Source organism: Polycladomyces zharkentensis, from assembly GCF_016938855.1.
Lineage (GTDB): Bacteria > Bacillota > Bacilli > Thermoactinomycetales > JIR-001 > Polycladomyces > Polycladomyces zharkentensis.
Map to the genome: position 1 here is coordinate 142,827 of NZ_JAFHAP010000004.1, position 26,618 is coordinate 169,444.

The 26,618-nt window shown below is 54.1% G+C and carries 37 protein-coding genes; 8 read left to right on the top strand and 29 right to left on the bottom strand.

Annotated elements, in window-relative coordinates:
• Nucleotides 1-168: 168 nt before the first annotated feature.
• Both JQC72_RS02450 and JQC72_RS02455 read right to left on the bottom strand, forming a co-directional pair.
• Nucleotides 169-381, bottom strand: coding sequence for an acetyl-CoA carboxylase biotin carboxyl carrier protein subunit (locus JQC72_RS02450; protein ID WP_205492530.1), 213 nt, complete (start codon nt 379-381; stop codon nt 169-171).
• On the bottom strand, nt 378-1,730 hold the full coding sequence (locus tag JQC72_RS02455) for an acetyl-CoA carboxylase biotin carboxylase subunit (protein WP_205493221.1): 1,353 nt from the start codon (nt 1,728-1,730) through the stop codon (nt 378-380). The genes JQC72_RS02450 and JQC72_RS02455 overlap by 4 nt, the downstream gene beginning before the upstream one ends.
• Before the next feature lie 216 nt (nt 1,731-1,946).
• On the opposite strand from JQC72_RS02455, the gene JQC72_RS02460 reads away from it, so the two are divergent.
• A complete protein-coding gene (locus tag JQC72_RS02460) occupies nt 1,947-2,420 on the top strand; it encodes an N-acetyltransferase (protein ID WP_205492531.1) in 474 nt (157 codons plus the stop codon).
• A gap of 262 nt (nt 2,421-2,682) precedes the next feature.
• Here the strand turns inward: JQC72_RS02460 and JQC72_RS02465 are convergent, their stop codons facing one another.
• Together JQC72_RS02465 and JQC72_RS02470 are read right to left on the bottom strand one after the other, a co-directional pair.
• Nucleotides 2,683-3,303 (bottom strand): RsfA family transcriptional regulator, encoded by a 621-nt coding sequence (locus tag JQC72_RS02465; RefSeq protein ID WP_205492532.1) that lies wholly within the window; start codon nt 3,301-3,303, stop codon nt 2,683-2,685.
• Between the two features lie 420 nt (nt 3,304-3,723).
• The gene (locus JQC72_RS02470) at nt 3,724-4,491 is read right to left on the bottom strand and encodes an enoyl-CoA hydratase/isomerase family protein (protein ID WP_205492533.1); all 768 of its coding nucleotides are present in this window, start codon (nt 4,489-4,491) and stop codon (nt 3,724-3,726) included.
• Between the two features lie 190 nt (nt 4,492-4,681).
• Between JQC72_RS02470 and JQC72_RS02475 the strand changes: the two genes are divergently transcribed.
• Entirely contained in the window at nt 4,682-4,915 is a 234-nt protein-coding gene (locus tag JQC72_RS02475) for a DUF2626 family protein (protein WP_205492534.1), read from the top strand.
• 42 nt (nt 4,916-4,957) lie between these two features.
• Here the strand turns inward: JQC72_RS02475 and JQC72_RS02480 are convergent, their stop codons facing one another.
• From JQC72_RS02480 to resA, 4 genes are read right to left on the bottom strand one after another with little or no spacing between them, the layout of a single operon-like run.
• Nucleotides 4,958-6,088 carry a class I SAM-dependent methyltransferase gene (locus JQC72_RS02480; protein ID WP_205492535.1) on the bottom strand — a complete coding sequence of 377 codons (1,131 nt, stop codon included), beginning with the start codon at nt 6,086-6,088 and terminating at the stop codon, nt 4,958-4,960.
• A 10-nt stretch (nt 6,089-6,098) separates the two neighbouring features.
• The gene (gene cysK / locus JQC72_RS02485; RefSeq protein WP_205492536.1) at nt 6,099-7,073 is read right to left on the bottom strand and encodes a cysteine synthase A; all 975 of its coding nucleotides are present in this window, start codon (nt 7,071-7,073) and stop codon (nt 6,099-6,101) included.
• Complete coding sequence (locus JQC72_RS02490) at nt 7,046-7,375, bottom strand: rhodanese-like domain-containing protein (RefSeq protein WP_205492537.1); 330 nt, start codon at nt 7,373-7,375, stop codon at nt 7,046-7,048. The genes cysK and JQC72_RS02490 overlap by 28 nt, the downstream gene beginning before the upstream one ends.
• Before the next feature lie 25 nt (nt 7,376-7,400).
• Nucleotides 7,401-7,937 (bottom strand): thiol-disulfide oxidoreductase ResA, encoded by a 537-nt coding sequence (gene resA / locus JQC72_RS02495; protein WP_205492538.1) that lies wholly within the window; start codon nt 7,935-7,937, stop codon nt 7,401-7,403.
• Nucleotides 7,938-8,226: 289 nt separating this feature from the next.
• Between resA and JQC72_RS02500 the strand changes: the two genes are divergently transcribed.
• The gene (locus JQC72_RS02500; protein ID WP_205492539.1) at nt 8,227-8,538 is read left to right on the top strand and encodes a HesB/IscA family protein; all 312 of its coding nucleotides are present in this window, start codon (nt 8,227-8,229) and stop codon (nt 8,536-8,538) included.
• A gap of 29 nt (nt 8,539-8,567) precedes the next feature.
• Here the strand turns inward: JQC72_RS02500 and JQC72_RS02505 are convergent, their stop codons facing one another.
• The 7 genes from JQC72_RS02505 to JQC72_RS02535 all read right to left on the bottom strand — a co-directional run bounded on the left by JQC72_RS02505 (nt 8,568) and on the right by JQC72_RS02535 (nt 14,618).
• A complete protein-coding gene (locus JQC72_RS02505; RefSeq protein WP_205492540.1) occupies nt 8,568-8,834 on the bottom strand; it encodes a metal-sensitive transcriptional regulator in 267 nt (88 codons plus the stop codon).
• 49 nt (nt 8,835-8,883) lie between these two features.
• Complete coding sequence (locus tag JQC72_RS02510) at nt 8,884-9,261, bottom strand: rhodanese-like domain-containing protein (protein WP_205492541.1); 378 nt, start codon at nt 9,259-9,261, stop codon at nt 8,884-8,886.
• 658 nt (nt 9,262-9,919) lie between these two features.
• Nucleotides 9,920-10,636 carry a cytochrome c biogenesis CcdA family protein gene (locus tag JQC72_RS02515; protein WP_205492542.1) on the bottom strand — a complete coding sequence of 239 codons (717 nt, stop codon included), beginning with the start codon at nt 10,634-10,636 and terminating at the stop codon, nt 9,920-9,922.
• The gene (locus JQC72_RS02520) at nt 10,633-11,247 is read right to left on the bottom strand and encodes a redoxin family protein (RefSeq protein WP_205492543.1); all 615 of its coding nucleotides are present in this window, start codon (nt 11,245-11,247) and stop codon (nt 10,633-10,635) included. Before JQC72_RS02520 ends, JQC72_RS02515 begins: the two co-directional genes overlap by 4 nt.
• Before the next feature lie 341 nt (nt 11,248-11,588).
• A complete protein-coding gene (copZ, locus tag JQC72_RS02525; protein WP_205492544.1) occupies nt 11,589-11,795 on the bottom strand; it encodes a copper chaperone CopZ in 207 nt (68 codons plus the stop codon).
• Nucleotides 11,796-11,808: 13 nt separating this feature from the next.
• A complete protein-coding gene (locus tag JQC72_RS02530; protein WP_205492545.1) occupies nt 11,809-12,135 on the bottom strand; it encodes a metal-sensitive transcriptional regulator in 327 nt (108 codons plus the stop codon).
• Nucleotides 12,136-12,167: 32 nt separating this feature from the next.
• Nucleotides 12,168-14,618: a heavy metal translocating P-type ATPase gene (locus tag JQC72_RS02535; protein ID WP_205492546.1), complete on the bottom strand. Its 2,451-nt coding sequence runs from the start codon at nt 14,616-14,618 to the stop codon at nt 12,168-12,170.
• Nucleotides 14,619-14,843: 225 nt separating this feature from the next.
• Between JQC72_RS02535 and JQC72_RS02540 the strand changes: the two genes are divergently transcribed.
• A complete protein-coding gene (locus JQC72_RS02540) occupies nt 14,844-15,419 on the top strand; it encodes a TVP38/TMEM64 family protein (RefSeq protein WP_205492547.1) in 576 nt (191 codons plus the stop codon).
• Nucleotides 15,420-15,622: 203 nt separating this feature from the next.
• Here JQC72_RS02540 and JQC72_RS02545 read toward each other — a convergent pair whose 3' ends face one another.
• Nucleotides 15,623-16,255 carry an MBL fold metallo-hydrolase gene (locus tag JQC72_RS02545; protein ID WP_205492548.1) on the bottom strand — a complete coding sequence of 211 codons (633 nt, stop codon included), beginning with the start codon at nt 16,253-16,255 and terminating at the stop codon, nt 15,623-15,625.
• A gap of 258 nt (nt 16,256-16,513) precedes the next feature.
• On the opposite strand from JQC72_RS02545, the gene JQC72_RS02550 reads away from it, so the two are divergent.
• The gene (locus tag JQC72_RS02550; protein ID WP_205492549.1) at nt 16,514-17,089 is read left to right on the top strand and encodes a YhcN/YlaJ family sporulation lipoprotein; all 576 of its coding nucleotides are present in this window, start codon (nt 16,514-16,516) and stop codon (nt 17,087-17,089) included.
• 73 nt (nt 17,090-17,162) lie between these two features.
• On the opposite strand, the gene JQC72_RS02555 is transcribed toward JQC72_RS02550, so the two are convergent.
• The 3 genes from JQC72_RS02555 to JQC72_RS16375 all read right to left on the bottom strand — a co-directional run bounded on the left by JQC72_RS02555 (nt 17,163) and on the right by JQC72_RS16375 (nt 18,324).
• A complete protein-coding gene (locus JQC72_RS02555; protein WP_205492550.1) occupies nt 17,163-17,471 on the bottom strand; it encodes a hypothetical protein in 309 nt (102 codons plus the stop codon).
• A gap of 16 nt (nt 17,472-17,487) precedes the next feature.
• A complete protein-coding gene (locus JQC72_RS02560) occupies nt 17,488-17,952 on the bottom strand; it encodes a pyridoxamine 5'-phosphate oxidase family protein (RefSeq protein WP_205492551.1) in 465 nt (154 codons plus the stop codon).
• 249 nt (nt 17,953-18,201) lie between these two features.
• Nucleotides 18,202-18,324 carry a hypothetical protein gene (locus tag JQC72_RS16375; protein ID WP_302104444.1) on the bottom strand — a complete coding sequence of 41 codons (123 nt, stop codon included), beginning with the start codon at nt 18,322-18,324 and terminating at the stop codon, nt 18,202-18,204.
• Between the two features lie 573 nt (nt 18,325-18,897).
• Between JQC72_RS16375 and JQC72_RS02565 the strand changes: the two genes are divergently transcribed.
• Nucleotides 18,898-19,242 carry a DUF5665 domain-containing protein gene (locus tag JQC72_RS02565; protein ID WP_205492552.1) on the top strand — a complete coding sequence of 115 codons (345 nt, stop codon included), beginning with the start codon at nt 18,898-18,900 and terminating at the stop codon, nt 19,240-19,242.
• Nucleotides 19,243-19,273: 31 nt separating this feature from the next.
• Nucleotides 19,274-19,447 (top strand): DUF2197 domain-containing protein, encoded by a 174-nt coding sequence (locus JQC72_RS02570; RefSeq protein ID WP_205492553.1) that lies wholly within the window; start codon nt 19,274-19,276, stop codon nt 19,445-19,447.
• Here the strand turns inward: JQC72_RS02570 and JQC72_RS02575 are convergent.
• From JQC72_RS02575 to JQC72_RS02615, 9 genes are all read right to left on the bottom strand, one after another.
• The gene (locus JQC72_RS02575) at nt 19,437-19,709 is read right to left on the bottom strand and encodes a hypothetical protein (protein ID WP_205492554.1); all 273 of its coding nucleotides are present in this window, start codon (nt 19,707-19,709) and stop codon (nt 19,437-19,439) included. The genes JQC72_RS02570 and JQC72_RS02575 overlap by 11 nt on opposite strands.
• The gene (locus JQC72_RS02580; protein ID WP_205492555.1) at nt 19,700-20,131 is read right to left on the bottom strand and encodes a hypothetical protein; all 432 of its coding nucleotides are present in this window, start codon (nt 20,129-20,131) and stop codon (nt 19,700-19,702) included. Before JQC72_RS02580 ends, JQC72_RS02575 begins: the two co-directional genes overlap by 10 nt.
• Nucleotides 20,131-20,427: a YlaH-like family protein gene (locus JQC72_RS02585; protein WP_205492556.1), complete on the bottom strand. Its 297-nt coding sequence runs from the start codon at nt 20,425-20,427 to the stop codon at nt 20,131-20,133. Before JQC72_RS02585 ends, JQC72_RS02580 begins: the two co-directional genes overlap by 1 nt.
• A gap of 14 nt (nt 20,428-20,441) precedes the next feature.
• Nucleotides 20,442-21,287 carry a deoxyribonuclease IV gene (locus JQC72_RS02590; protein ID WP_205492557.1) on the bottom strand — a complete coding sequence of 282 codons (846 nt, stop codon included), beginning with the start codon at nt 21,285-21,287 and terminating at the stop codon, nt 20,442-20,444.
• A 90-nt stretch (nt 21,288-21,377) separates the two neighbouring features.
• Nucleotides 21,378-22,106: a glycerophosphodiester phosphodiesterase gene (locus tag JQC72_RS02595; protein WP_335342380.1), complete on the bottom strand. Its 729-nt coding sequence runs from the start codon at nt 22,104-22,106 to the stop codon at nt 21,378-21,380.
• 50 nt (nt 22,107-22,156) lie between these two features.
• On the bottom strand, nt 22,157-22,468 hold the full coding sequence (locus tag JQC72_RS02600; protein WP_205492559.1) for an iron-sulfur cluster biosynthesis family protein: 312 nt from the start codon (nt 22,466-22,468) through the stop codon (nt 22,157-22,159).
• Nucleotides 22,469-22,510: 42 nt separating this feature from the next.
• Entirely contained in the window at nt 22,511-23,197 is a 687-nt protein-coding gene (locus tag JQC72_RS02605; RefSeq protein ID WP_205492560.1) for an endonuclease III domain-containing protein, read from the bottom strand.
• On the bottom strand, nt 23,194-23,970 hold the full coding sequence (locus JQC72_RS02610) for a fumarylacetoacetate hydrolase family protein (protein ID WP_205492561.1): 777 nt from the start codon (nt 23,968-23,970) through the stop codon (nt 23,194-23,196). Before JQC72_RS02610 ends, JQC72_RS02605 begins: the two co-directional genes overlap by 4 nt.
• Before the next feature lie 105 nt (nt 23,971-24,075).
• Nucleotides 24,076-24,306 carry a YkzI domain-containing protein gene (locus JQC72_RS02615; RefSeq protein WP_302104445.1) on the bottom strand — a complete coding sequence of 77 codons (231 nt, stop codon included), beginning with the start codon at nt 24,304-24,306 and terminating at the stop codon, nt 24,076-24,078.
• Between the two features lie 319 nt (nt 24,307-24,625).
• Between JQC72_RS02615 and JQC72_RS02620 the strand changes: the two genes are divergently transcribed.
• Nucleotides 24,626-25,261: a YktB family protein gene (locus JQC72_RS02620; RefSeq protein ID WP_205492562.1), complete on the top strand. Its 636-nt coding sequence runs from the start codon at nt 24,626-24,628 to the stop codon at nt 25,259-25,261.
• 493 nt (nt 25,262-25,754) lie between these two features.
• Here JQC72_RS02620 and JQC72_RS02625 read toward each other — a convergent pair whose 3' ends face one another.
• Nucleotides 25,755-26,618 (bottom strand): 2-oxoacid:ferredoxin oxidoreductase subunit beta, encoded by an 864-nt coding sequence (locus JQC72_RS02625; RefSeq protein ID WP_205492563.1) that lies wholly within the window; start codon nt 26,616-26,618, stop codon nt 25,755-25,757.

Here is a 26,618-nt window from a genome sequence, read left to right on the forward strand (position 1 = left end):
CCACGAATATGGCGCTTTCCGAATCGTTTCCCGGAAAGAACCGGGCAGTCGCTTGTCTGGAAACGTTGCCGCCTGGCCGAATAACCGGGACAGGCCAGAGTCGCTCGAGACAGGTATCTCGTAGAAAATCTGATATCTCTCGCATCGATAATGACCAAGCGCCCCCGGTCACTCCAGCTCTACCAACACATCTCCTTCGCCCACAAAGGAGCCGATCTCCACGGGAACGGATTTCACTTTCCCGTCGGCTTCGGCTGCAATCGGGATCTCCATTTTCATCGATTCCAGAATGACGACGTCCTGACCCGATTTCACTTCGTCCCCCGGTTTCACCAATACCTGCAATACGGTCCCCGCCATGTTCGCCTGAATCGTTTTCATCGTCTGATGCCTCCATCCATTTGAAAATGTTGCAGCAACTGCGTATCATACCGTCCCTCAACAAACTCAGGGTGATCCAACAACGCACGCAACAAGGGCAAATTGGTTCGGATCCCTTCAACCCGGAACATTTCCAACGCCGCGCGGCTTTTTTCCAACACCGTTTCCCGCGTCGGTCCGCCCACGATCAGTTTGGCGATCATCGGATCGTAAAACGGGGTCACCACATTGCCCGCTTCCACACCCGCATCCACGCGGATGCCCTCCCCCTCCGGCACCGTCATCGCATGGATCGTTCCCGGCGACGGCAGGAAGGTCGTCGGGTCCTCGGCATATATCCGATATTCCACTGCATGCCCCCGGGCCTTGATCTCCTGTTGCCTCAACGGGAGCGGTTTCCCTTCTGCAATATCCAGTTGCCAATCCACCAGATCCTGACCCGTCACCATCTCAGTCACCGGATGTTCCACCTGAAGGCGCGTATTCATCTCGAGAAAATAGATGCGTTCCTGCTCATCAACCAGAAACTCCACCGTACCGACTCCGGTATATCCAACCGCCTTTGCGGCCCGCACGGCTGCATCGCTCAGCCGCTCCCGCGTTTCGGGCCGGATGGACGGGGAAAGGCACTCTTCCACCACTTTTTGGTTCCGACGCTGAACGGAACACTCCCGCTCAAACAGGTGAACCGTATTTCCCTGTGAATCGGCGGCCACCTGCACTTCCACATGGCGTGGTCGTTCGATCAACCGCTCCAAAAACACGGCGGAATCGCCGAAATACGCTTTGGCTTTGGCCTGCACGGTGGCAAACGCTTTCTTCAATTCATCCGGTGTTCGGCATACTTGCATGCCGATTCCGCCACCACCTGCGCTCGCTTTGATCATCACGGGATACCCGATGCGCTCTGCTTCTGCCAGCGCTTCCTCCTCCCCGCTGACGCCTCCCTCCGTTCCGGGAACGACGGGGACGCCGGCCTCGGCCATCGTGCGACGCGCCGTCACTTTGTCGCCCATTCGTTCGATCACGTCCGGCCGCGGTCCAATCAATACCAGACCCGCCTCCTCCACTTTTCGCGCAAAGGTCGCATTTTCGGAAAGCAAACCGTAACCGGGATGAATCGCATCGGCTCCCGTCTTTTTTGCCGCTTGGATGATGGCATCTATATTCAGATAACTTTGCGCCACCGGAGGCGGACCGATGGCAACCGCCACGTCGGCCTCCCGAACAAAGGGCATGTCTTGATCTGCCTCGGAATATACCGCAACGACGCGAATACCGCGCGCACGGCAAGTTCGGGCGATTCTTCTGGCAATCTCTCCACGATTGGCGATGAGAATGGTTTTGATTCCCATAATCCACCTCTTGTGTTTTTGTTTGTGCTTTCATCACTGAAGGCGGGGGATGGAATTTTCTCTTCATTACCACTATACCGAAAAGTGAATCCCTTTCACAACATCGGATTGTGTTTGACGGGATTCCCATTTCGTCGTTCCCCTTGGAATCGTGTATAATGAGGAGGAAAGCGGATCGATTTCAGGAGGGGAAAGGAGGCGTCCGCCACGATGAGCCATTACAAAGTGGAACGGCTCAAAATCAATTACAAAACACTGGAAGAATTCCAAAAGTTCCGTGAGTACGGGTTGCAAGAATTGTCCATGTTGGAAGATTTGCAAGCCAACATCATCGAGAACGACAGCAATTCCCCATTTTACGGCATTTACTTGGACGGCAACCTGATCGCCCGTGCCAGTTTGTACCGTATTGACGCCAAATACGACCGTTATTTTGATCCGCCGCAAGATTACTATGAGTTGTGGAAGTTGGAAGTACTTCCCCAGTATCGAAATCAAGGATGCGGTACAGCACTGGTGGAACATGCCAAAAGCCTGGGTTTGCCGATTAAAACCAACGCCCGTTGTCGATCTGACGAATTTTGGAAAAAGATGGGATTTTCGCCGGTTAAATACGATCCCGTACGCGATCGGGGAGAAAACCCTTATGTCTGGACACCACCCGGTGTCAGCCTCAAGGAATGACGAAACGAATCCCACACGATTCCCGCTCAGGGATGCAGATACTTCGAGGGAACCAGCCGTCGTTTCCAGGTAAAAAGGAAATGGGACCGTTTTCATCCGAAACGGTCCCCCGTCGGGACTTTTGCCAACGCTCTCGAAAAACGTCTCCCAGCCGACCGATCATACGTAAGAAAGAAACGGAGGCGGGAGACGGCTTTCCCTCTTCGCATTCCAGGTTTGATGACAAAGTCCGTGCTTGATTTCCCAAGGTGCAACAACCCGTTTATTTGTCGATCCGCTCCAAATTCCCGTTTTCGTCCATTTTAAACTTGGTTTTCAGCTTTTCGTCGTCCTCTTCCTCCAACAGTGCCAACTTCCTCGCCCTGTCCATGATTTGTATCAGGGCTTTGTAATCGTCGTTGACAACTTGGTAGTCGCTCTGGACGTGGTTGAGTTGGCTCTTCATCTCATCGTTTTCTTTTGACAACTGCTGAATCCGTTCTTCCCGCTCCTTGATTTCCTTCTCCAACTGTTTGTGTTGACGCCTTAACTCAGCCACTTCGTTTTTGTGCATACGCAGAAAACGAATGATGGAATCCAGGGACATCAGATGATCTTCCCCGTGATCCAATTGCTCGCTCAACACGCGTACGCGCGATATGCGCCCTTTTTCTTTGTTTCGTTTTTGCCGCTGCGATTTGGCAATTTGAATGGCCGCCTCATACTTTTTTCTCACAAAGCTGTTCCAGCGAAATCCGCAAGCCGCCGGCGTCCGTCCCAACTTTTCCGCCACTTCTTCAAAAGCGGCCAACTGTGTGCTTCCCTCACGAATATGACGCAACGTCACCTCTGCCAGAACAAGATCGTCGTCCGGTGTCCATGCGTCTTGTCTTTTCACCACCATGATAACCCTCCCTGATCAGGCTTTCCACAAATCAATTTGTTCTATCTGTATGCGTTTGGTATAAAACGTAGTATATGTAACTAGTAAATTTTATAACCGAATTGTCCATTTGGTATACATGCCGTCCGCAGACATGAGAAAAACCGCCCGTGACGGGCGGCAAGTCCGAAAGTTCACGAACAACCGTATACCGTGTCAAGCTCCCCCGGTCCAGTGAAGCTTGATCCATGCACGTGGAGCAACCAAACACTCCTTGGAGTCGCTTGGCTGGATGAGACTTCAGTCTTCGCAACCCGCTCCACACGGCCAACTCCCTTTGGCCTCCGTGGACGTCTCGTTTCATCCGGCGTGGTACCCCATCCATCCACGATGGGATCGTCCAAACGCACCTCTTGAAAACTGATCCCCGAGATGGATCACTTACAATCGACCGGTCCGGCGCAAAAAAGCTTCAACAGCCTGATGGTGTACATCCGACTCCCACAGTCGGGAACACGTCCGGCTCTCCCACTTTGTCAAATCCAGCCGGTCAGCGCCGTCGCGCACCCGGTTGGCCAATTCCATATACGCCTCGATAACCGGCAACGGCGTGCGGGCGATGGTTTCCGCGAACCGTTGGACTTCCTCTTCCAGCTGTTCCGACGGGACCACCCGATCCACCAACCCGTACTGAAACGCCTGTGTGCTGTCGATGCGCTCCCCTGTCAAAAGCAGCGCCAAAGCGCGGCTTCGACCCACCAGGCGAATCAAACGCGAACCTCCTCCCCATCCGGTCGTAATCCCCAAACCAGCTTGAATAAACCCGAACTGTGCAGTATCCGACGCAAATCGGAAATCACAGCTGACCGCGATCTCACATCCGCCGCCCACCGCCGCTCCACCGACCGCAGCGATCGTCGGTTTTCCCAATTGCTCCAAAACATCCAGCAGGCTTCCCATCTGCGCATGTACCGGTTGAATCGCATCCGCTGTCTTCAGTTTGTGAAACTCCGTCAAATCGCCGCCTGAAACGAATGCTCGTTCATCTCCCGTGAGTACCAACACTTTCACGCCGGAATCCGATTTCCACTTTGCCAACACATCTTCCAGCTCCTGCATCATTTGCAGGTTGACCGCATTGCGCACTTCGGGGCGATGAAACCGAATCCAACCGACGCCATTCTTTTGTTCGGTGATCAATGTCTGCATGATCTCATCCCCTGTCTGTTTGCTCCTATCCCAGTCATCACGGGATGTATCCGCTTTTAAAAAACGCTCACTTCGTATATAATAACCTCTGTGGTATGATGGTTCCGATCAGTGACAACGTCCCGTATTTGATCACAGGTTTAACGGGCACGCGTCCAGAACGTACTGAATCGCAGAAGGAGTGGGAAAAATGGATCGGATGTTCCGGGTACTCGGGTTCTGGTGCCTGGTGATGGGCATCATGTTCTTGGCCGGTGACATGAACGCATTGGCGCTGCTCTTTTTCGCCCAAACCGTCCTGTTCGTCGTGCTGGGCTTCATGGGTCTCACCGAACGGACTTACATGTATCTGTTCTGTGGCTATATGGTCGTCGCCTTTATCGGCATGGTCACCTATTCATTCTTCTTCATGCCGCAAGGTTGACGCGCCTGCACACCAAACCTGCTCCCGAACCGGGGGCTTTTTTCATTTCCCGGCATGCAGGCTTTCCGCCACCCCATCGATCTTGACCCCTTTTGCTTGAATCAGCACGCGGAATCGTTCCCCCATCCCCTCGGAAAGGACGAGATGACGGATGGCCCGGTTCCGACGGGCGGATGCACTGAACGGGTCCGGGTCATGGAGTTCGGTCAGCAGGCGTAAAATGCCGGCGTTGACCAGAAAACGCGATTGCGGACCGTACCAGACCGTCTCCAATCCCGCCTTCCTTCCCCATCGCATCAAATCATCAAAATTGACGTCGGCGGTGATGTCCGATTCGCCGGGGGCATCATACAAGCGTCGATGCACATGATGCCGGGAATAACAGCGAATCGTTCCTTCCGGCCGATGGGGTCCGCGCACTTCTTCATCCCGACCGCCATAATCGAAGGTGACGACAAACCCTTCCCGCAAATTTGCGGCCACTTGATTCAACCATGCCCGCGCCCGGGTGTTGACCTCTGTTTCCGTTCCGTCCGGCCACGATTTCTCCCATTGCCCCACGTACCGGAGCAATGCGGGATCGGTGATCGGACGCGTGAGTTCATGCAGGCGGCGCTTTTCATCCCAGGAGACGTGAATTTCCCGCCACTGTCCATTTTCTTTGCGCAACCGATGCACCGGAAATGCATCGATCAGTTCGTTACTGAGCACGACGCAAGGAACGGCGCGCAATACAGACTCCGGCCGTTCCACCCACATGATCTTTGATCCGAAGCGTGCCAGCCGCTCCCGTTGCCGGCGCCGATGATCGGCACTTGTCTCCACCATGACATAGGTAAGAAAAGAAAATGCGGTCGATGCGCTCAGGCCTTCCAGCAATTGTTCCGCCCAGCGGCCGTCCCCTCCGCCGAATTCGACAACCGCCCAAGATCCTGTCGTGCCAAAAGAGCGGTGCATGGTTTCCAGCACACCGCTCATGACACGCCCAAACACGTCCCCCACCATCGGACTGGTGTAATAATCTCCGCGCTTGCCCCATTTTGGCCGTTTTTGATGATAATAACCCCAAAGCGGATGATACAACGCCAGCTCCATAAACCGGATAAATGGGATCGAACCGCCGGGGGCACGCTTGATTTCCTCCACCAATATCTTTTCCAGAGGCCGCATCATCCACAATCCCTCATTCCGAGGCGAACAGGTCGGTGCTCAAGTACCGTTCACCGGTATCCGGGGCGATGCAGACAACCCGTTTGCCTCTGCCCAACCGTCTGGCCACTTGCAATGCAGTCCATACCGATGCGCCGGAGGAAGGTCCCACCAGGATGCCTTCCAGCCGGGCCAGTTTCCGGGCCGTTTCTGCCGCATCCTCGTCTGTTACGTGGAAAATCTCGTCATAAATGTCCTGATTCAAAATCGGGGGGATGAAACCGGGACTCGTTCCCGGAATCTTGTGCGGCCCCGGTTGACCGCCGGCCAACACGGGCGATCCCTTCGGCTCGACCACGGCAATATACAAGTTGGGGTAATGCTGTTTCAACACTTCACCCGTACCGGTAATGGTCCCTCCGGTTCCCGCCGTCGCCACGAACGCATCGAGGTGATCCCCCATCTGCTCGATAATCTCCCGCGCAGTTGTCCGTCGATGGACTTCGGGATTGGCTTCATTCTCAAACTGAAGCGGCATAAACGCACCGGGCGTTTTCTCCAAAATTTCTTTGGCAACACGGATCGCACCGGGCATCCGTTCATGGCCGGGCGAGAGGACCACCTCCGCCCCGTACGCCTTCAAAATGTTGATCCGTTCCTGACTCATCGTATCCGGCATCACCAGGATGGTCCGATATCCGCGCGCGGCTCCCACCAGAGCCAGCCCGATACCGGTATTGCCGCTGGTGGGTTCGACAATGGTGGCACCCGGTTTCAGTTTTCCCGCCTCTTCGGCAGCCCGGATCATGCTGTATGCGGTGCGATCTTTCACACTGCCGCCGGGGTTGAACTTCTCCAGCTTCACGTATACCTCGGCATCATCGGGCGAGGGGAGGCGATTGAGCCGGACCAACGGCGTCTTCCCGATCAGATCGGTAATATTGTCCACAGCCCGGGGAAACGGTCCCTTCAACCTCGTTTTCACTCCGTTGTCACCGGTCCGGTCCATTCCAACATGCCTCCCTCCAGGTTGAACAATCGGCGAAATCCTTTGTCGGCCAAAACATGAGCGGCGATGACGCTACGTCTGCCACTTCTGCAAACCAGCAAAATATCCCGGTCTTTAACCGATTCCAGCTCGTGCGCCCGTTCTTCCATTTCATCGTGGGGAATGTGAATCGCCCCCGGAATGTGCCCGGATTGAAACTCCTCGTCTGTCCGGACGTCAACGACCACAAACCGTTCCCTCTCACGCGCAAAGGTTTGGCTCAACTCCTCAGCCGCAATATCCTGATACACTTTCTCGCTCATGCTGTTTCCCCCTCCATCAAAAAGCTTATTTGTCCTGGGACATCACTTGCTGAACAATCAACCGGGCAAAGCCCGTATCCATCGGTCGAACCACTTTTTTCCGAATCCGACCATCCGGTCCGATGAGAAACGAGGTGGGAATCGGTCCCACATGATAGCGTTCCGTCACACTCCGATCAGCGTCGAGTACGATCGGAAACGTAACCCCTTGCTGACGGACAAAACCACCTACCGTCACCTTCGTCTCGGCGATATTGACCCCCAGGACGACCCAGCCCTGATCGCGAAATGCGCGGTACGTCTCCTCCAATGCGGGCATTTCCTCCCGACAGGGCGGACACCACGTGGCCCAGAAATTGAGCAGAACATACCGACCGCGATAATCGCTCAGCTTGACGGGCTTTCCGTCCAAAGAAATCAACTGAAAATCCGGTGCGGGATCACCGACTTCCGGTGCATCATCGTCTTTCTGATTCACCGTCTGATAGATGGCAAATCCGATCATCACCGCCATGATCAGAAGCAGGATGCGCCGGGTCCAAAATCTGGCCTGTTCATTCATTCAATCACCCACTCGTTGCAACATCTTGCGCGGGTATCGCAAGCAACCCGATTGTATCGAATTTGCCGCTTCCCCACAAGGAATGACCTGTTACGGCTCGGTTTGTCCTTTTGATGCAAACATTTTCCACTCTATCGCCGGAAAAATGTATTGTTGAAACGGACATCTCCCGTCTATAATACCTCTTGGAAGAACCACAAAGAACCGGACAGATCCCCAGGAGCGAACCGGTTCGAACAGTATTCCGTCGCCATCCACCTCCCGGCCATAGTGAAAGGAGATCCGTGTTATGCTGGAACTGACCCGATCCGCCGCGCGCCAACTCCATGCATTGCTTAAGGAGCAAGGCTTGAATCCGCAAGAAGTATACCTTCGTCTTACGCACTCCGGGGTCGCTTGCGGCGGCAGGTTTGGATTTCAAGTGGAAACTTCCCCGCAAAAAAAGGATCAAGTCATCGAACGAGAGGGCTTGCGTTTTTTAGTAGGGGAAACCGATCGACTGTTGTTTCGCGAAGCACATATCGATTATTCTCCTTCGCTCTTGCGAGGCGGTTTCCACATACGAACCCGTGGGGGTTTTTTCGGCGACACATCCTCCTGACGATTCGATTCAAACGGATGGGGAGCGGCCTAGCGGCTTTTCACCAACAATTGAATCGCTTCTTTCACCACTTTTTTCGCTCCTGCTTCATCACCTTTCTCCAACTCCTCCCGGATGCACCGTTCCATGTTGGAGCTGACAATCACCGCGATGGCACGGTCGACGGCGGAACGCACCGCCGACAACTGGGCGACCACATCCTTGCATGGTACATCTTCTTCCATCATGCGCAATACGCCGCGCACCTGACCTTCGATCCGTTTCAAACGGTTTCGCATCTCCGTCGTGTATTCCATGGTTCGATCACCTCCTGTTCTTCGAGCCGTCCACCGGAACGCGGCACCGTCAGCCATCGGTCTTTTCATACGGCCATTCCAAAAGTCCGCCACGCAAAAGATACACTTGCTCAAATCCCTGTTTTTTCAGCATCCGTGCGGCGATACCACTGCGATTGCCGCTCCGGCAGTAGAGAAGGACCGGATGGTCCTTCGACAGTTTGGGGAGATGCTCCGACAACCGGCCGACGGGGACATTGATCGCTCCCGGAATATGCGCTTCCCGATACTCATCCGGCTCCCGGACATCGATCAGCTGTCCTTCCCCGCGCTGAATCGCTTCATAAAACGCGCGGGGCTCCAATATTTTCACCCCGTGCGATTTCATCCCCATCAACCAGATAAAGACGGCCAATGCGATGAACACGACCCATACCCATCCGGTCAATGCCATCCCTCCGTGCTTCATCGAAGCATATCAAGATTTCGGACCCATTATCCACCACACTACAGCACCGCCCAAGCGTTCATACATATACCCCTATTCGTATATTAATGAAGCATCTGGATTCCCGTCAATGAAGACTCCGGAATGCCGCCGGTATGAAGAAAAAGGGCTTGCTCCCACTCCCCGGAAAAACTCCCGGTATCATCGCCGGGGATTGTGAGAGGAGACTATTTCCAACCCGAAGCTGCTGTGTCATAAATGAAGGGAGGCCGCCCGCACAGAGGCTGACCTCCCACTTTTTCAGCTCGTTTCCTGTTGTTCTTTCTGTATGGAACGAATATGGACCTCGTTGAAACGGCCCCACCATTCGGGATCACTGATGGACACGGCGGGAACTGGCCGTAATCCGGTTTTTTTGCTTCCCGCAGCATTTCTTTGTGCATTTTTTCAATTGCGGAACCCGCTCCGCTCCAGTCCCGCGGAAGCGACAATGTCCGCGAACCTCCGCATCCCCGATATCCTTCCCGTTCCCCCGGAACGCTTGGAAAACCGCCTGACATACTCGTCGCCATTCCTCGTTTCTTTGCAAATCGGAAAAGACACGGATTTGTACGGACGTGATCAACCGCTCCTTTGAGCCGATTGAAAATCCCGCTTTTCACACCCCGACAAAGCCGCCGAACAGCTGGATCAGCCAAGTGGTAATCCGGGACATCTGGTTGAAATACAACAACACCCCCAAAACCACCATCACGCCCCCGCCCACTTTCATGATGCGTGCGGAGTGACGCAGAATCCACCGTGTCCGGCCCAGGAACATCGCCATGACAAAAAACGGGATGGCGAACCCGAGCGTGTAGGCGGTAATGTATCCGAGCCCCGCACCGGGGTCGGAAGCGGATAATGTTAATACCGATGCCAAAATGGGACCGACACACGGTGTCCAGCCCGCGGCAAAACCGATTCCAATCAACGTCGAGCCGAGATAACCCATTTTCCGCCGCGAAATTTCCAGCCGTTTTTCCCGCATGAGAAAAGCGGGCTGAAAGATCCCCATCAAAAACAGGCCCATCACGGCGATCAGCACACCGCCCAGCATGCGGATCGTCTCTTTGTACGATTCGAACAACCGCCCCAGCCACGTCGCCGAAAAGCCGAGGACGTAAAAAATAATGGAAAATCCCAAGATGAAAAACAAGGTGTGCAACACGACCGACCGCCGGACATCCGCCGTTCGTTTTTCTCTCAGCTCACTGACCGAGATCCCCGTGATGTAGGACAGGTACGACGGATACAACGGAAGACAACAGGGGGAGATGAACGAAAGCACACCCGCTCCGAACGCCAGCCACCACGACAATTCCGACATACTCATCCCTCCGGTTGGATCAGCGAATCCAGCACGTTCGTCACTTCCTTCTGGGTTACGGCACCTGTTTTGTTCCACACGATGACACCGTTGGCATCCACGATATAGGTGGTCGGAATAGCCAGGATCGAATAGATTTCCGCCACTTCTCCCGTTTCATCCTTCAGCACGGGGAAGGTCAGCTTGTGCTGCCGGAGATATTGGGCGACGCGTTCTTCATTTGTTTCCTCTCTGGTGAGATTCACCATGAAAAAGTCCACACGATTCCCGTAACGCTTGTACATGGACTGCAAAATCGGCATCTCCTCACGGCATGGCGGGCACCACGTCGCCCAAAAGTTGATCAATGCGGGCTTGCCGTTCCGTTTGGCCAGATCCATCGTCTGCCCGTTCAACGTTTGCAAGGCAAAAACGGGAGCGGTATCCCCTTTTTGCAAACCCGTATCCTTTTGGGGAGTCGTTGGTGTTACCTCTGCCTGATTCCTGGGGGGCGTTGACGACTGTACCATCCTCTCGGAACGATCCTGTTTTCCACCGTACCAAACGGCCCCGATCAACGCTGCAACGATCAACAGCCCGATCAGGCCGTTTTGCCAAGCTTGAGGTTGTCCTTTCAACGGCTTCACCTCCTTATCTCACCAGGGCGTGTCAGAAACGGATACGACCGAAAGTGCGTCTTTTCCCTTTTCGTCCCCGATTCACAAGGGGAATCCGATCCATACCATCGTCCGCACCACTTTTCCGGCTCATTTACCTGGCCCCTGCAAGTAAAAAACCGGCAGCGCAGACGGGCATAGTACGCTTCGCTCAGAGGAAATCCCGGACTTTCCCCGGGACATCCCCTGTTACCAGTATATCGCAGGAATCTACGTAACTTGCCCGAAAAGGGGAGAACAAGAAAAAAGGGGGAGCATCCCCCGAACCTTACACACAAAGACCGGCGAGAATACTTCATCCGTCACACGACATCATAGCCCTGGTCTTCGATCGCTTCTTTCATTTGCGCCACCGTCGCCCGGTTCTCATCGTACCAAACGGTGACGTTTTTCTCGTTGAGATTGACTTCCGCCCGCTCTACTCCCGTCAATTTTTTGAGTGCGCCTTCGACAGCCTGTTTGCAGTGATCGCACGACATACCTTCCACTTGGAGCGTAACCGTTTGCATCGTCAGATCCTCCTCACTTTTTCATCAGTTTGTGAACAGTGGTCAACAATTCTTCGATCACCGCGAGATCGCCTTCCTGAATCCGCTCGACCACACAGCTTTTCATATGTCCTTCCAACAACAGCTTGCTCACGCCGTTCAAAGCGGATTGGATCGCCGCAATCTGATTCAGCACATCATCACAATAGGTGTCGTTCTCGATCATGCGGCGTACCCCCCGCACCTGCCCCTCAATGCGGTTCAAACGGGTGATGAGATTGTTTTTGAATGTTTCCGTATGATGACTGTTCCGTGACGGCTTCGACACGTGGGGTTCCCGGCTCGCATCCGTCCTGTCCATCTCATCGATCTCCTTTCTCCATTTTCACTATACTATACCCCCTCCCCCCTTGGAAAGAAGAGAGCATCGCCAAGAGAAGGCCGTTTTGCCCGTTGCAGGCGAAGCGCGTTCAGTACGACTGACACCGAGCTGAAGGCCATTGCCGCTCCCGCCAGCCAGGGTGCCAACCATCCGGCAGCGGCCACCGGAATGCCGACGGCATTGTAGACCAAGGCCCAAAACAGGTTTTGCCGGATGTTCCTCACCGTCAAACGGCTGATGACGAGCGCATCGACGATGCCGTTCAGGTCACCGCGCATCAATGTGATATCCGCTGCTTCCATGGCCACGTCGGTACCCGTCCCGATCGCCATACCCACGTCCGCTGCCGCCAAAGCGGGAGCATCGTTGATACCGTCGCCCACCATGGCCACTTTTTTCCCTTCCGCCTGCAACTGTTTGACCGTTTCCGCTTTTCCTTCGGGCAACACTTCCGCGATGACCCGTCCGATCCCCACTTCATGGGCAATGGCTTGAGCGGTACGTGCATTGTCTCCCGTGAGCAGAACCACTTCCAGTCCCATCGCCTTCAGGCGTGCAATCGCTTGTCGGGAAGAGGGTTTCACCGGATCGGCCACTGCGAGCGCACCGGCATATTTACCGTCAATTGCCGTCAGGATGGCCGTTTTCCCTTTTTCCTCCCACTTTTGCAACATGGGTTCCGCCGCGGAAAAATCCACATCGTGCCGTTCCATCCATTGACGATTGCCGATCCACACATCGTGCCCGCTCACTTGGGCACGAATCCCGTGACCGGGCACGGCTTCAAAGAATTCCACTGCCGGAAGCCCCTCTCCTTGTTCATCGACACCGGCCACCACCGCTTGGGCCAGCGGGTGTTCCGACCTCTTCTCCGCCGCGGCCACCAGGCGCAACCATTCGTGTTTGTCCCACGGCTCCTCCGCTATCGCATCCGTCAATACCGGTTTTCCCTCCGTAACCGTACCCGTTTTGTCCAACACCACCGTTTGAACGCGGTGGGCCGTTTCCAGATGCTCGCCGCTTTTGAACAAAACCCCCCATTCTGCGGCTCGTCCCGATCCCGCCATGATCGAAGTGGGTGTGGCCAATCCCAATGCGCAGGGGCAAGCGATGACCAGCACTGCGATCGCTTTTTCCAGGGCGGAGGCGAATAGACCCGGTTCCAACCAAACGTACCACAAACCAAACGTGACCAACGCAATTCCGACGACAATCGGCACAAACACGCCCGAGACGGCGTCAGCGATGCGCTGGATGGGTGCCTTGGCCGCTTGGGCTTCTTCCACCACCCGGATGATCTGTGCCAGCACCGTGTCTTTCCCGACTTGCGTGGCCCGCAAAGTCAACGCGCCATTTCCGTTGACCGTACCGCCGATCACCTGATCCCCTTTCGTTTTCTTTACGGGAATACTTTCTCCCGTCAACATCGACTCATCCACGGAGGAGGCGCCTTCCGTCACTTCGCCATCCACCGGTACCTGCTCTCCCGGCTTGATGAGCACTTGATCGCCAACCTTCACTTCGGCAGCGGGAATGCGCAGTTCCTTTCCATCCCGGATGACCGTCGCCATTTTCGGCTGCAGATTCATCAATTTGCGGATCGCTTCCGACGTATGCCCCTTGGCCCGGGCTTCCAACCACTTGCCGAGGAGAATCAAGGTGATCAGCACAGCACTCGTTTCATAGTACAACTCGGCATGACCGCCTCCCATGGTGCGAAGTGTCTGAATCAGACTGTAAAAATAAGCGGCCGACGTACCGAGAGCGACCAGCACATCCATGTTGGCACTGCGGTTGCGCAATGCTTTGTATGCTCCTTTGTAAAACTGCCATCCGATCCCCAGTTGGATCGGTGTGGCCAGAATCAGTTGAACCCATGGATTCATCAACAGCTCCGGTACCCACAGGAAAGAGAGAAATGCGAAATGTCCCGCCATCGCCCACAACAACGGCAGCGACAGCAGCGCAGACCAGATAAATTGACGTTTGCGCCGGATCATGTCCGACTGCCGATGGTCACGGTCTTCCGGTTGTTCCGAACGGAGTCTGGCCTGATAACCCAGCTGTTCCACTTTTCGGATCAAATCATCCGTGTTCACCGATTCGGGGGAATAGGTCACCCGCGCCGTCTCTGTCGCCAGGTTGACATGGGCTTCCCACACGCCCGGTATGCGGGACAACCCTTTTTCAATGCGGGCGGCACACGCAGCGCATGTCATTCCCGTGATAGCCAGATCGACGGACTCCTTTACCGTCCCGTAACCCAACGCTTCGATTTTTTCCTCGATTTTCCCCACATCCAGCTGTCCCGGATCATAATGGATCGTCGCTTGTTCCGTTACCAGATTGACGTTGGCATCCTTTATCCCTTCCAGGCGTTTCAACCCTTTTTCAATCCGATTGGCGCATGCGGCGCATGTCATTCCCGTAATTCGCACCACGACTTGCTTTTCCACGTTCATCACCTCAACAGGATACCGGGAATCCGTATCCTCGATCGGTTATATCCCCTTGTGTTGTCCCTGTAATCTTAATCGTATTATACTATACCTCCCTATGGTATGTAAAGAAAAGTGAGATGACATGGATACTCTTTCGTTCTCCTTCACCAATTCCGTTACAATGGAAACGGGATATCAAACCTATTATTACGGATGTATGTAAATGGATGGAAAAAGGGAGATACGATGGTTTCATACTGGGTGGATCGATTTATCGACTGGGGATGGTGGGCTGTTCTGGTCAGCATCGCGGTCAACGGCGGTATCAATTTGATCGGGTTTCTGCCTTCCGTCGCGATTACTGCGGCCAATACACTCGTTTGGGGTCCCTGGCTGGGGGGAATCGTGTCGTGGTTGGGGGAAATGCTGGGCTCAGCTGCTGCTTTTTTTCTGTATCGATTTGGGGTGAAAAAAGCGGGCCTCACCCGGCACCGGGATTGGAAATGGGTTCGTTCTCTCAACCGGATGACCCGACAGCAGCAACTGCTTTCCCTGATCCTGATACGGATCACCCCGTTCGTCCCATCCGGGTTGGTCAACATGGCAACTGCCCTGACCACCATTCCCGTGTGGATCTTTTTGTCAGCGACCGCCGTGGGAAAAATCCCATCCATCTCACTTGAGGTGCTGATCAGTTATGACTTGATCCACGTGGAATCCAACTATTTCCGATTGGGCATCACATTGATCGTACTGACACTGGGATTCTACATTTGGAAACGGGGACGTCGGCCGAAGGTCCCACCAAACGAAGCCAAATGATCAACATGTACAGACTGCCGACAGATTTTCGCAAACAACGTTTGTTCTGTATCCTTCGTTTAGAGGGTGAGCCTGCTTCCCTTTCGCTCCCTTGCGTTTCAAGGCGTTTGCGGGAAACAGGCCAACCCGTTCCTCTCAAGAATGACCGAACCAGCTATGTCGCTTGGCCGGGAGGCGTCTTTCGACCCCCATGTTTTGCTTGATTAACCCATCATCCCCGTCACAAACGGATTGGACGCCTGCTCACGGCCAATCGAGGTGGCAGGACCATGTCCGGGATAGACTTGTGTCTCCTCCGGCATTTCCATCAGCACATCGTGTATGGAGCGCATCAATGTTTCATAATTGCCACCCGGAAGGTCAGTACGACCGATCGATCCGGCAAACAAGACGTCGCCGCTGAACACCTGATCATCCAAATGAAACGTCACACTGCCCGGTGAATGACCCGGTGTATGGTAGACGCGGAATTCCCTGCTAATCAATTTCAATGTTTCCCCGCCTTCCAACAAATAATCCGCCGGGTTACAGCGAATCAGCTCCAATCCCGGAAACAAGCTGGAGCCGTTTTTTTGCGGATCGGTCAACCAATCCGCTTCCGCACGATGCAAATAGACCGGTGCACCCGTTGCCGCGCGTACGGCTTCCACTCCGCCGATATGGTCAAAATGCGCATGGGTCAACAAAATCGCCCGCACTTTCAATTGTTCCGCCTGCACCCATTCCAGCACCGGATCGGGACCCATGCCCGGATCGATCACCACTGCTTCCGATTCTTCGTACAACACATAGCAATTGGTGGCTACGGGACCGAGCGTAAAGGAACGAACGTTCATTTTCCTCCCCCTTCCCCATGGATGGACTTATTCTATTATTTTATCCCGAATTGTCGGAGCAGACACGTTTTACCATGAAAAATGACAAGAAAGACCGGCCAAGCCCGTTTGCCGGCACATGGGCAACTTCCCTTATTTACGATATCGATACCGGCCTCGTTCGAAAACCATGTTCCTTTACGGGTGCATACATCGGATCTGGTTTCTGCGGATACACTAACGACAACCGATCACGCTCACGGAAAGGAAGGAACACCATTGATCCGTCTGTTGTTCATCATGTGTACGTTCGGTCTTTTGACCTTCGGATGTCAGCCGGCCAATAAGCCGCCGGCCAACCAAGCGGCACCGCCGCCCAACATCCCCGAAACCATCCGTGTCAAACAAACGGCGCCGGAATCCGGCCGGCCCGCCAATCCGCAAGCGATCGCCCGCAGATTGACGCAGATAGCCACCAGCCAGCCGCAGGTACGCGGAGCTACGGCCGTCGTTGCAGGGCGGTATACAGTTGTGGGCATTGATGTCGATCCCGCATTGGATCGCGGGCGCGTTGGCACCATCAAATATTCTGTCGCCCAGGCTCTTCGTAAAGACCCCTATGGTGCGCATGCGCTGGTTACCGCCGATGTGGATCTGGTGCAACGATTGCGCGAATTGAGCGAAGACGTTCGCCAGGGTCGACCGGCCGTCGGAGTGGCGCAGGAGTTGGCCGAAATCGTCAACCGTTTGATGCCGCAACCGTCCAAAACCGTTCCCAAACGGGAACAGCAGAACACCAAGATCAATCAGGAAAAAATCGATCAATCTCCGTCCGCGCCTTCCCCCAGGCGGTGAGGGAGATTTCCCATTCAAAAAATGGACCGTTCCGTCGAGCAACCCGAAGCACCGGACACGGTCCTTTTCCCTCTCACAAACGGAATATCAGGTAATCAAACAGCAGGTAAGACAGGACGGGGATGACCACACTGATCAGGATCAATGTCCGCGGCGGGCGCTTCACCTGCATCACTGCATTGATCACGGCATGGACCATCAGTAAAATCACCATCGCCGCCGCCAACATGCCCGCCACCATCCATCCCGACGGTCTGGACGCTTGGTCCATGAATGCGTGTACCTCTTGGAAAAACGCCCACATGCTCACCACCGGACCGATGGTGACAAACGCCACCACGTTCACCAGCCAAAACACGATGTTTCCCCAACGGCGTGCCAACTCGTCTCCCCCTCAATCAAGATTCTCCGTCGTTTTTCAACGCACTCATCACTTGGTTGTCCAACTTAGCTGCAGCGTCTTCGTCGTAGGTTTTTATATAGGTGGGTTCTTGATCGATTTTGGCTCCGTAAAACATCACATCACGCACCGCTGTCACGTTCACTTCCACTTTGGCCAGTTTGATCTGAACATTGGCCATCGGCTTCTCCACCACACGCGCTTTTCCCTCGATCGCATAAGTGGAACCGGCGCCGATCAGCGTGATACTCACATCCGGGTTGACCTCGATGTTTTCCACGATACGGGAACGCTGACCCACTGCAAACCGGATTTGGTTCGGATTGGGCGCGTATACCCAGGATACGGCGTGGACGCTGGGCGCTTTCGTTTCCACGTCCACAGTGGCCAACAACACATATTGTTCCTTCTGCAACTTGGCCAGCAACGCTTCAGGCAATGCATTCGCCACCTGATCCGACATCTGTATCTCCTCCTTGCTTCCTTATTCGCTGTAGCTGATCGCACCGGCGGAGAATGTTTCGAGGCCCCCAACCGGATTTTCATTTCCCCTACTTGAACATGCCGCTTGTGCGGGATTGTATACGATGCTGGACGACATCAGCATACACGAGAAAAAAGCTGGTAACAACCCTCATCATCCTTTTCTCGACATGTAAAAACAGCTGCCGTCGGGCAGCTGTGAGTTATCGCCGGAACCCTATCTTTTTCATCAATCATCCCATTCGACTTCGATCCCGTCATCACCGATTTCGATCTCAACCCCACCAATCTCGAGCTCCAGTTCACCGTCTTCCAATTCAATTTCCATGCCTTTTTCTTTGTTCGGGTCCATGATCAATCATTCCTTTCTTCCTGCATTCGAAGACTCCGACAAATAGTATATACGAAACAATCATGATATTCAGTTACAATTTGTTATCAACCATGATGGCTTTCAACATTTCCTGGGTTGAAGAACCGAAAATATGATACACTGTCCATGAAAACAAAAATGGGCCCGTCAGTTTGCGAAAGGATGACAAACGGGCCTGATTGCGGTTGGTACGTGACTGGGACCCCGCGGCTCCAAGAACCAGAGGCAGCAGGCACTCCTTTTGGTCACCATGGGCTTCTCTCTTCACCCGGCATGGCAACCCCCATCCATGATGGCTTTGTCCAAGCTTGGGTGATTTTCGTTTCACGTTTTACCTGCATAATTGTTTTAAGTGTTTTCGCACTACTCAACCTGATTTCACCAAAACCCTTTGGACTTGCGAGAGGGCTGAAGCCCTCCCTCGTCCGGCGCTCGCTGTCATCCCGACCCTGAAGGGCCGGGTATTGCCACTCACTCATTATCAATAAGGGTTCTAAAAAAAGCTTCCCTTTTAGTAGTATACTAGTGTGGAAGGAAGGGGAAGATCGAACCATGAAGCGGCAAAAAACCGTCACCTACCACCCCGATCTGATAGAGCGGGTGGAAAAACTGGCCGATCAAACGGAGCGCCTCAACAGCCGGCTGGACCGGATCACCTTGTGGATGGAACAATCCCGCCTGCAGGATCTGCTGTTAAACTACACCCAGCCGCAACGCGTGTTTTGGCTCAATCTGCTGGCCGGACTGAGCAGGGGACTCGGTCTCACACTGGGGACGGCGATCGTGATCAGTTTACTCAGCATTCTGCTGTCAGAACTCTCTCATATTCCCTATATCAGCGACACCATCCAGCAATTGAAAAAGATCGTGGACCATTCTTCCCCGCACACCCGTTGACGGGAGAGGAAAGGAAAAGGAGACAAGGATCATGAAAGTGATTTGTATTTTATGTGAACAGCCGTTTGTACCGACCAAGCTGCAAGAGAAAAAGATCCGCAAACACCCGCACAAAATCATCATCTGTTCGGACTGCTACGAACGGGTGGGGAAAAAAGCCCTTGAACGCCGGGAAAAATCGGGGGCTTCCCCGACTACTGATTGAATTTGGGTTCTGACTCGATAAACGACAGCAATTGCTCCACCGCTTCCCGTTCAAAGCGTTGTTCGCTCGTCTGCCCGTCCTTTTCAAACCGGACAAGGTAATGATCCCCTTCCAAGGTGACGCCCGTCACCTCCACGCCATGGTCTTCCCGCAACATCTGTGCAAAAAACTCCACCGTGTCCTTGGCGGAACGATCCGCCGGACGAGCGTCCCACACCACCTTGATCTGCAACCAATTGAACAAGGCATCCATCAACTGCATCTGTTCTCCGTCACCCTCTTTCCTTCCGGTTCCACCAACAATCCCGTTCGAAACCCCCGACTCCACCATTGAACCAATGTTGCCCCCAATGCATGTCCGTCGAAATGACGGGCAAGCGCCAGCGCGGCATCCCCTCCCAACAGCGATTCTGCCCACCGGCACGCACAACCGGACGGGGACCAAGGATTTCCGTTCAGTACGATCGGACCGTCCGCTTCCAGCCGTTGTGGCAACCGTCCGCATGTATCTTGCTCCTGTTGAACCATACGGGTGATTTTCATCGGCAAAATCAGGCGCGGGTGTGCCGCGCGGGCGATCCTGATCAACTGCTCCGCCGCCGTTTGATCCAATCGGATACGTTCTTCTCCCAATGTCAACGGTGTGAGTCGTGTGACCGGCACCAGCCAATAGCGTGCAGTCATCAGTGATTCTCCCGGTGATGACGTTCGGAATTTTGTTTGGCCGTCATCGCCATGCGGATCCGTGCCACGATCATCAGGACTACGGTGCCGATCAGAATGGGGATGATCGGAAACCCGAGGAGATGAAAAACCAACAACAGAAAACATCCCGCCACCAGTGCCAGATAAACGATCAACTGTTTCAGCAGCGGGAGGGGTCTGGCGAATACGACTTTGTACACGATCGCCGTCAGAACGAGAATCACTCCGTACGCGCCCCAAAACGATTGATGCAACCACGCGTTGATCGCCGCCATGATGGTCCCCCTTCTCAAGCCCCGATGGCCTGTTCCTTCAGCTCGTGCAAGTAACGGATTTCATCCGCATATTCCGCTTCGTCTTCCACCGGCGTCTCCAAGATGATCGGCAATCCTTCAAACCGGTCGCAATGCAGAAACAGGGCCAATGCGGCGGAACCGATTTCACCCTTTCCGATTTTTTCGTGCCGATCCTTCCGGCTGTTGAACGGTGCCTTGCTGTCGTTGAAATGAATGGCCACCAGATGATCCAGATAGCCGGTTTGTTCCATCGTTTCCACCAACTGATCAAACGTCTCTTCCGACCAGACACCCGCTGCAAACGCATGACACGTGTCGAAGCAGAAGCCGATTTTCTCCGGATGATCGGTCGCCTCCCGAATGGTCACCAAATCCTCGATGGTCAGACCCAATTCCGATCCCTGACCGGCGGTGTTTTCCAACAACAGTTTCACCGGTCCGTCATACTCGGACAAAATGAGGTTCAGCGTTTCGATCATCCGCTTCGTGCCATATTCCACGCCTTCGCCCACATGCTTGCCGCAGTGGACGACCGCCCCGATGGCCCCGTACGCTTCGGCAATCCGCAAATCCTCGCGAATGGAGCGGATTGTCACCTCGTGCAAATCCGCTTTGGGTGTGGACAAATTGGTGATGTACGGCGTGTGCGCCACCAATGTGATGTCGGCTTCACGGCAAAATCGGACACCCGCTTCGGCATCTTTGACGTCCACTTTTTTGGGACGAAGTCCGCGCGGATTTTTCGTAAACACCTGAAAAGCAGTCGCACCCAGCTCTTTCGCCCGTTGCGACGCTTTCAAAAATCCTTTGGCCACACTGATGTGACAACCGATTTTCATCTCATTCGCCTCCCGAAACCAAAAAAGCGCCTGCTAACCATTGCGGGCGCCATGAACCTCTTTCATCATACCATTTTTGCAATTCCACCTTCAACTTTTCATGGGCCGGCCATCCAGTACTTGACGACATCGTTCAGGGTAATTGGTGATAATGCCGTCCACACCCCATGCAATGAATTGTTGCATCATTTCGGGATCATCCACCGTGTATGGCCGTACGGCAATTCCCGCCGATTGGCACCCTTTTACCACCGTTTCATCGATCGCACGCCAATCCGGATGGATCGCATGCACTCCCAGATATCGGGCATAGACCCACGGCTCGAACAAGCCCGATTCATACAATGCCGCCAAGGAAAGCTCCGGTCTCATCCCGCGCAACATGCGCAAACTGTTATGATTGAACGACGACAGAATGACGCGTTCGGCCATGCGGAACCGATCGATACACGCCAACACCGCGGTTTCCAACCCCGGATACCGAACCCAACCGTTTTTCAACTCGATGTTGATGATCATGTCCGTGTTGGATAACAAGTCCAACACGTCTTCCAACAGCGGGATTCGTTCCGATGAGAAACGGGGGTTCCACCATGATCCCGCATCCAATCGCCGCAATGTTTCCCATTCATGGTCTTTCACCCAGCCCGAGCCGTTCGTGGTGCGATCCAACGTCTCGTCATGGATCACCACGACCCGGCCGTCCCTGGTGAGTTGTACGTCCAGCTCCACCCCGCCCGCACCCGCTTTGACCGCCAGTTCAAACGCGGCCATGGTATTCTCCGGCGCCGCCGCGGAGCTTCCGCGATGGGCAAACACGAGGGGTTCGATATGCGATTCCTCCTTTGATTCGGATGATCCACATGGTTCTATAAGCGAATGTGCATCAGATAGATCTGGCCATCGCTTTGCACCGTAAACGAATCCCTTGAAGGATCGTAGTCGATTTTCACCCGCGGATCAAAATAAGCTTCGCTGTCTTGATCATACACCAATGTGAACCCGTCAAAAGGAATGTGCACATCCTCCGGTCCGGGATGGTCCCAATTGAACTCATACAATACAGTCGCTCCGCAACCGCAACCCTCGTCCGTCGCCGAAAGCCGCAACACGGCGGACGACTCTTGCGGTTTTTTGCTTTGGATTGCCTGTACCGCTTCTTTGCTGATCAACACCTGCATGATGGTTCTCCCACTCCCTGCTCCATATTGCCCATGGAGGTATTACGCACTGCGGGATTGATGTTGTGCACAATTCCCGCGGATGGGACAGGTTGTGCAACCGGGGACGTTCTTTTTGCAGTGTTCCTTGCCCAATTCCACCAACAAGGCGTGGAACAACTGCAACGCCGGCACATCGGTGAGTGACTCCAGAACCTCCGCCCGAACGGTTTCATAAGTGGGCGGCGGACCGCCAAACCAGCGGGCGGCGATGCGCCGGGTGTACGCGTCACCGATGAACGTTTTTTTCTCCAGCATGTACAGCAGCAACATATCCGCCGTCTCCGAACCGATTCCCCGAATCCCCAGCAACTGCACCCGCAGGATGGAAGCGGATTGTTTCTTGGCCCTCTCCCATCCTCCAACGGTGTTCAGCCACGTGTACAGTCCTCGTAACGCGGCCGATTTGGCACGGTAAAATCCCGCCGGACGAATCGCCTCCCACAATGTGTCGTCGGATGCCTGGAGTAAAGCTGAAGGTGTGGTCATGCCCCGTGAACACAGCCCATCGATCGCGAGACACGCATTATGCCACGAGGTGTTTTGCACCAACACGCACCCGGCACTTTTGAAAAAGGGATCGGTCACTTCCCACCATCCATCCACGGTCAGATTCGGTCTCCACTTGCGCAATGCTTCAAAAAGCATAACCCAGTCCCGCTTCAGCTTCTCTCCCTCCTTCGTCGTCAAAGCGCCATGTGCTCCAACGGTCCCAATACACGGTTGGCGAGCACACCGATCCCTTCCACTTCCACCTCCACTTGATCCCCCGGTGAAAGCGGACCGACACCGCTCGGCGTCCCGGTCAGAATCACGTCACCGGGTTCCAGCGGAAAAACCGACGAAATGTGTGCGATTAACTCCGGGACGGAATGGATCAGATCGGACGTTCTCCCCTTTTGCCGGACATCACCGTTGACGCGGCAGACCACTTCCAGATCGGACGGGTCCAGTTCCGTCTCGATGACCGGGCCGAGCGGTTTGAATGAGTCGAATGACTTGGCGCGAGTAAATTGTCCGTCCTTCTTCTGCAGGACCCGATTGGAAACATCGTTGGCACAAGTATACCCCAATATATAATTCGTCGCACGTTCTGCAGGGATGTTCTTGCCTCTTTTTCCGATCACCACGGCGAGTTCCGCCTCATGGTCGATTCGGTCATCCACATTGGGCAACACAATCGACGCCTCCGGTCCGATCACCGCGGTGGGGGAGATCATGAACATCATCGGCTCATCCGGAAGAGGCTTGCCGGTCTCCTCCGCGTGTGCGGCATAGTTGAGACCGATACCGATCAGTTTGTTGGGAATGAGCGGCGCTAACAATTGGACATCCTCTACCGCAACCGGCTCACCCGTTTCCTTCCATGTTTCATACAGAGAGCCTGTGATCGGGTGAATCGCATTCCCGCGCACGATGCCGTGCCGGATCTGTTTTTGGTAAAGGTATCGGACGAGTTTCATGACGTTTCCCCCTTTTTTGGACATAGAAAAAAGTGCATCCCCACAGGAGATACACGGATATTCTTCGACAAAGGCCTGAAATGTTCCTTTTCAGCTGACGTTCCTTCACAAAGCCTCCAACATCATCATTTCACGACGAAGTTCACGCAAGCGCGCCTTGCATTGATCGATCCGGTGGGGATCGTTTTCAACCATTGCCTCGTGCAACAGGGCCAGTTCGTAATCCAACTCCATTCTCAGGACCGGTATACGCTTCTCGGGTTCCCGGCATTTGAACGCTCGGATCACTTCTTCCACGGTTACGCTGCACCCCTTCTCTCGCTTGTGTCTTCCCATGAGATCCCACCCCGTTTTTGATGAAGGAAACGCCATCGGTGCCTCATTATGTTGGGACGGAAGGGAATCTGGCTACAGGATGCCCTTCCAATCTAGGAAATAAACCTATCGGTCCGATCCGGTTTCGATTTCACCCATCCAACTTGTTACCTACAACGTACGCAGGTTCTCCAAATTCGGTCACGGTTCTCCACTGATATGATTCATTTTTTATAATTTTCACTCAATATACGCAGGCCGTTTTGTGCTATCAACATTGTGTTATGATGGAGAATAAGCTTGACTTTCTATGAATGAATCCACGGATGGTGAATGAACATTGATGTTTCCCGGATTTACCGATCACGATTTTGACGTGTTTGCCATACCCGGGCTGGAGCCGAGAATGGAGGCATTGAGAGCGCAAATCCGGCCCAAATTGGCGGCGATCGGAGAAGCGGTGGCCCCGTTGTTGGAGCAAATGATCGGCGAACCCTGTTACGTGCATGTGGCGAAGCACGCCCGCCGCACCGTCAACCCGCCGGATGAAACATGGGTGGCCTGGTCAACCAGCAAACGCGGTTACAAAGCGTATCCCCATTTCCAAGTCGGTCTGAGGCAATCGCAAGCGTTCATCATGTTTGCCTTGATTGAGGAATGCAAAAGCAAAAGCGCGTTTGCACGCAGCCTTCTGGAGCAACTGGATGAGGTGTGGCCGACGGTACCGGACGGATTTGTCATATCGGAAGACCATACGCGCCCGGAAACCACAGCGAAGCGTGATTTGGGGCGGGATGGAATACGCCGTGTATTGGAGCGGTTGGAAAAGGTGAAAAAAGCGGAGTTTCTGTGCGGTGTCCTGCTGGACCGTCACGATCCGGTCGTTCAGGACGGCCAAGCGTTTCTCCGTTCGGTGCAAACGACGTTTCAACAGCTTATGCCGCTGTACCGTTTGGCGGAAACGGCCGGGCACTGAATGGAGATGCCGGGTTGTCAAACGCCTCAAAACAAAAAATCCTGGTTGCAGTCCAAATTCGCGGGTTCCGATTTCCCGTCTGAAATGGAACCCGCTTCATGAAAAGAGGGTGGCCTGAATTCCGTGAGCGATGTTGCGTCACAGCAGCAAACGGGAATGGCTCACCCTGCTTTTGCGCCCACACTTTCCCAATCCCCCCGATTCGTGGAACAGGACAAAAAACATCCACCTGACAGCGGTGGATCATCCGTTGCTGATTCATTGACTTTCTCCGATCTCAGGAAACCGCTTGCTCCACACGACTCACCCGCTGGCTCCCCGCTTATACCTGGCGTGGCAGCCTGCAAATGAACGATTTTTTCCTACAGACCGTTGATTTTGTATTATAACAGTAATATAATATATCTGAACATTATATAACAGGCCCTGTTTTCAAAAATAAAAAACCGCTCCGTTCGCGGAGCGGAAAATCCAATCATCATCCCCCCGGATGTCAACGGAACGACTGCAACAGGGCCTGTTGTTCCTCTTTCGGCAAACGCAGATCCAACTTGGCGGCGGCGACATCGCTGGCTCCCGACATCACTTCGTGGTATACCGGTCGCTTTTGTTTGTACAGGATGCCGGTCACCGTCCCTTTCGTTTCGGCCAACACGCGAAGGGCGTGATCGACGTCTTCCGGTTGATAATCCTCCAACTCATCCACGTTGACCAATTGTTCTTTGAACCATTCATACGTATTGACTTTGTTGAAGGTGACGCACGGGCTGAAACAGTTGACCAGCGCAAATCCTTTATGGCTGATTGCCTCTTTGAAAATATGGGTCATCTGTTTCACGTCGCCGGAAAACGCCTGGGCCACGAAGCTGGCACCGTTCACGATCGCCGTTTCCACTGCTTTGACCGGCTCTTCGGCGGCACCTTGCGGCGAGGTTTTGGAACGGAAACCCCGATCACTGGTCGGTGAAGTTTGACCGGTGGTCAACCCATAAATGTGGTTGTCCATCACGATGTAGGTAATGTCGATATTGCGGCGGACCGTGTGGACAAAATGACCCATGCCAATGCCGTAGCCATCCCCGTCTCCACCGGCGGCGATTACCGTCAGATCCTGGTTGGCCAGTTTCACACCGGTAGCCGTGGGCAAAGACCTTCCGTGCAAGCTGTGAAAACCGTAGCTGTTGAAGTATTGGGATATTTTCCCCGAACATCCGATTCCGGACACCAAGGCTACTTGTTCCGGCTCCAATCCCAACTCGGCTACAGCTTTCTGCAGAGCGGCCAAGACAGTGAAATCCCCGCAACCCGGACACCACGTCGGCTTGTTTTTCGTTCGGAAGTCCTTCATGGTTGCCAT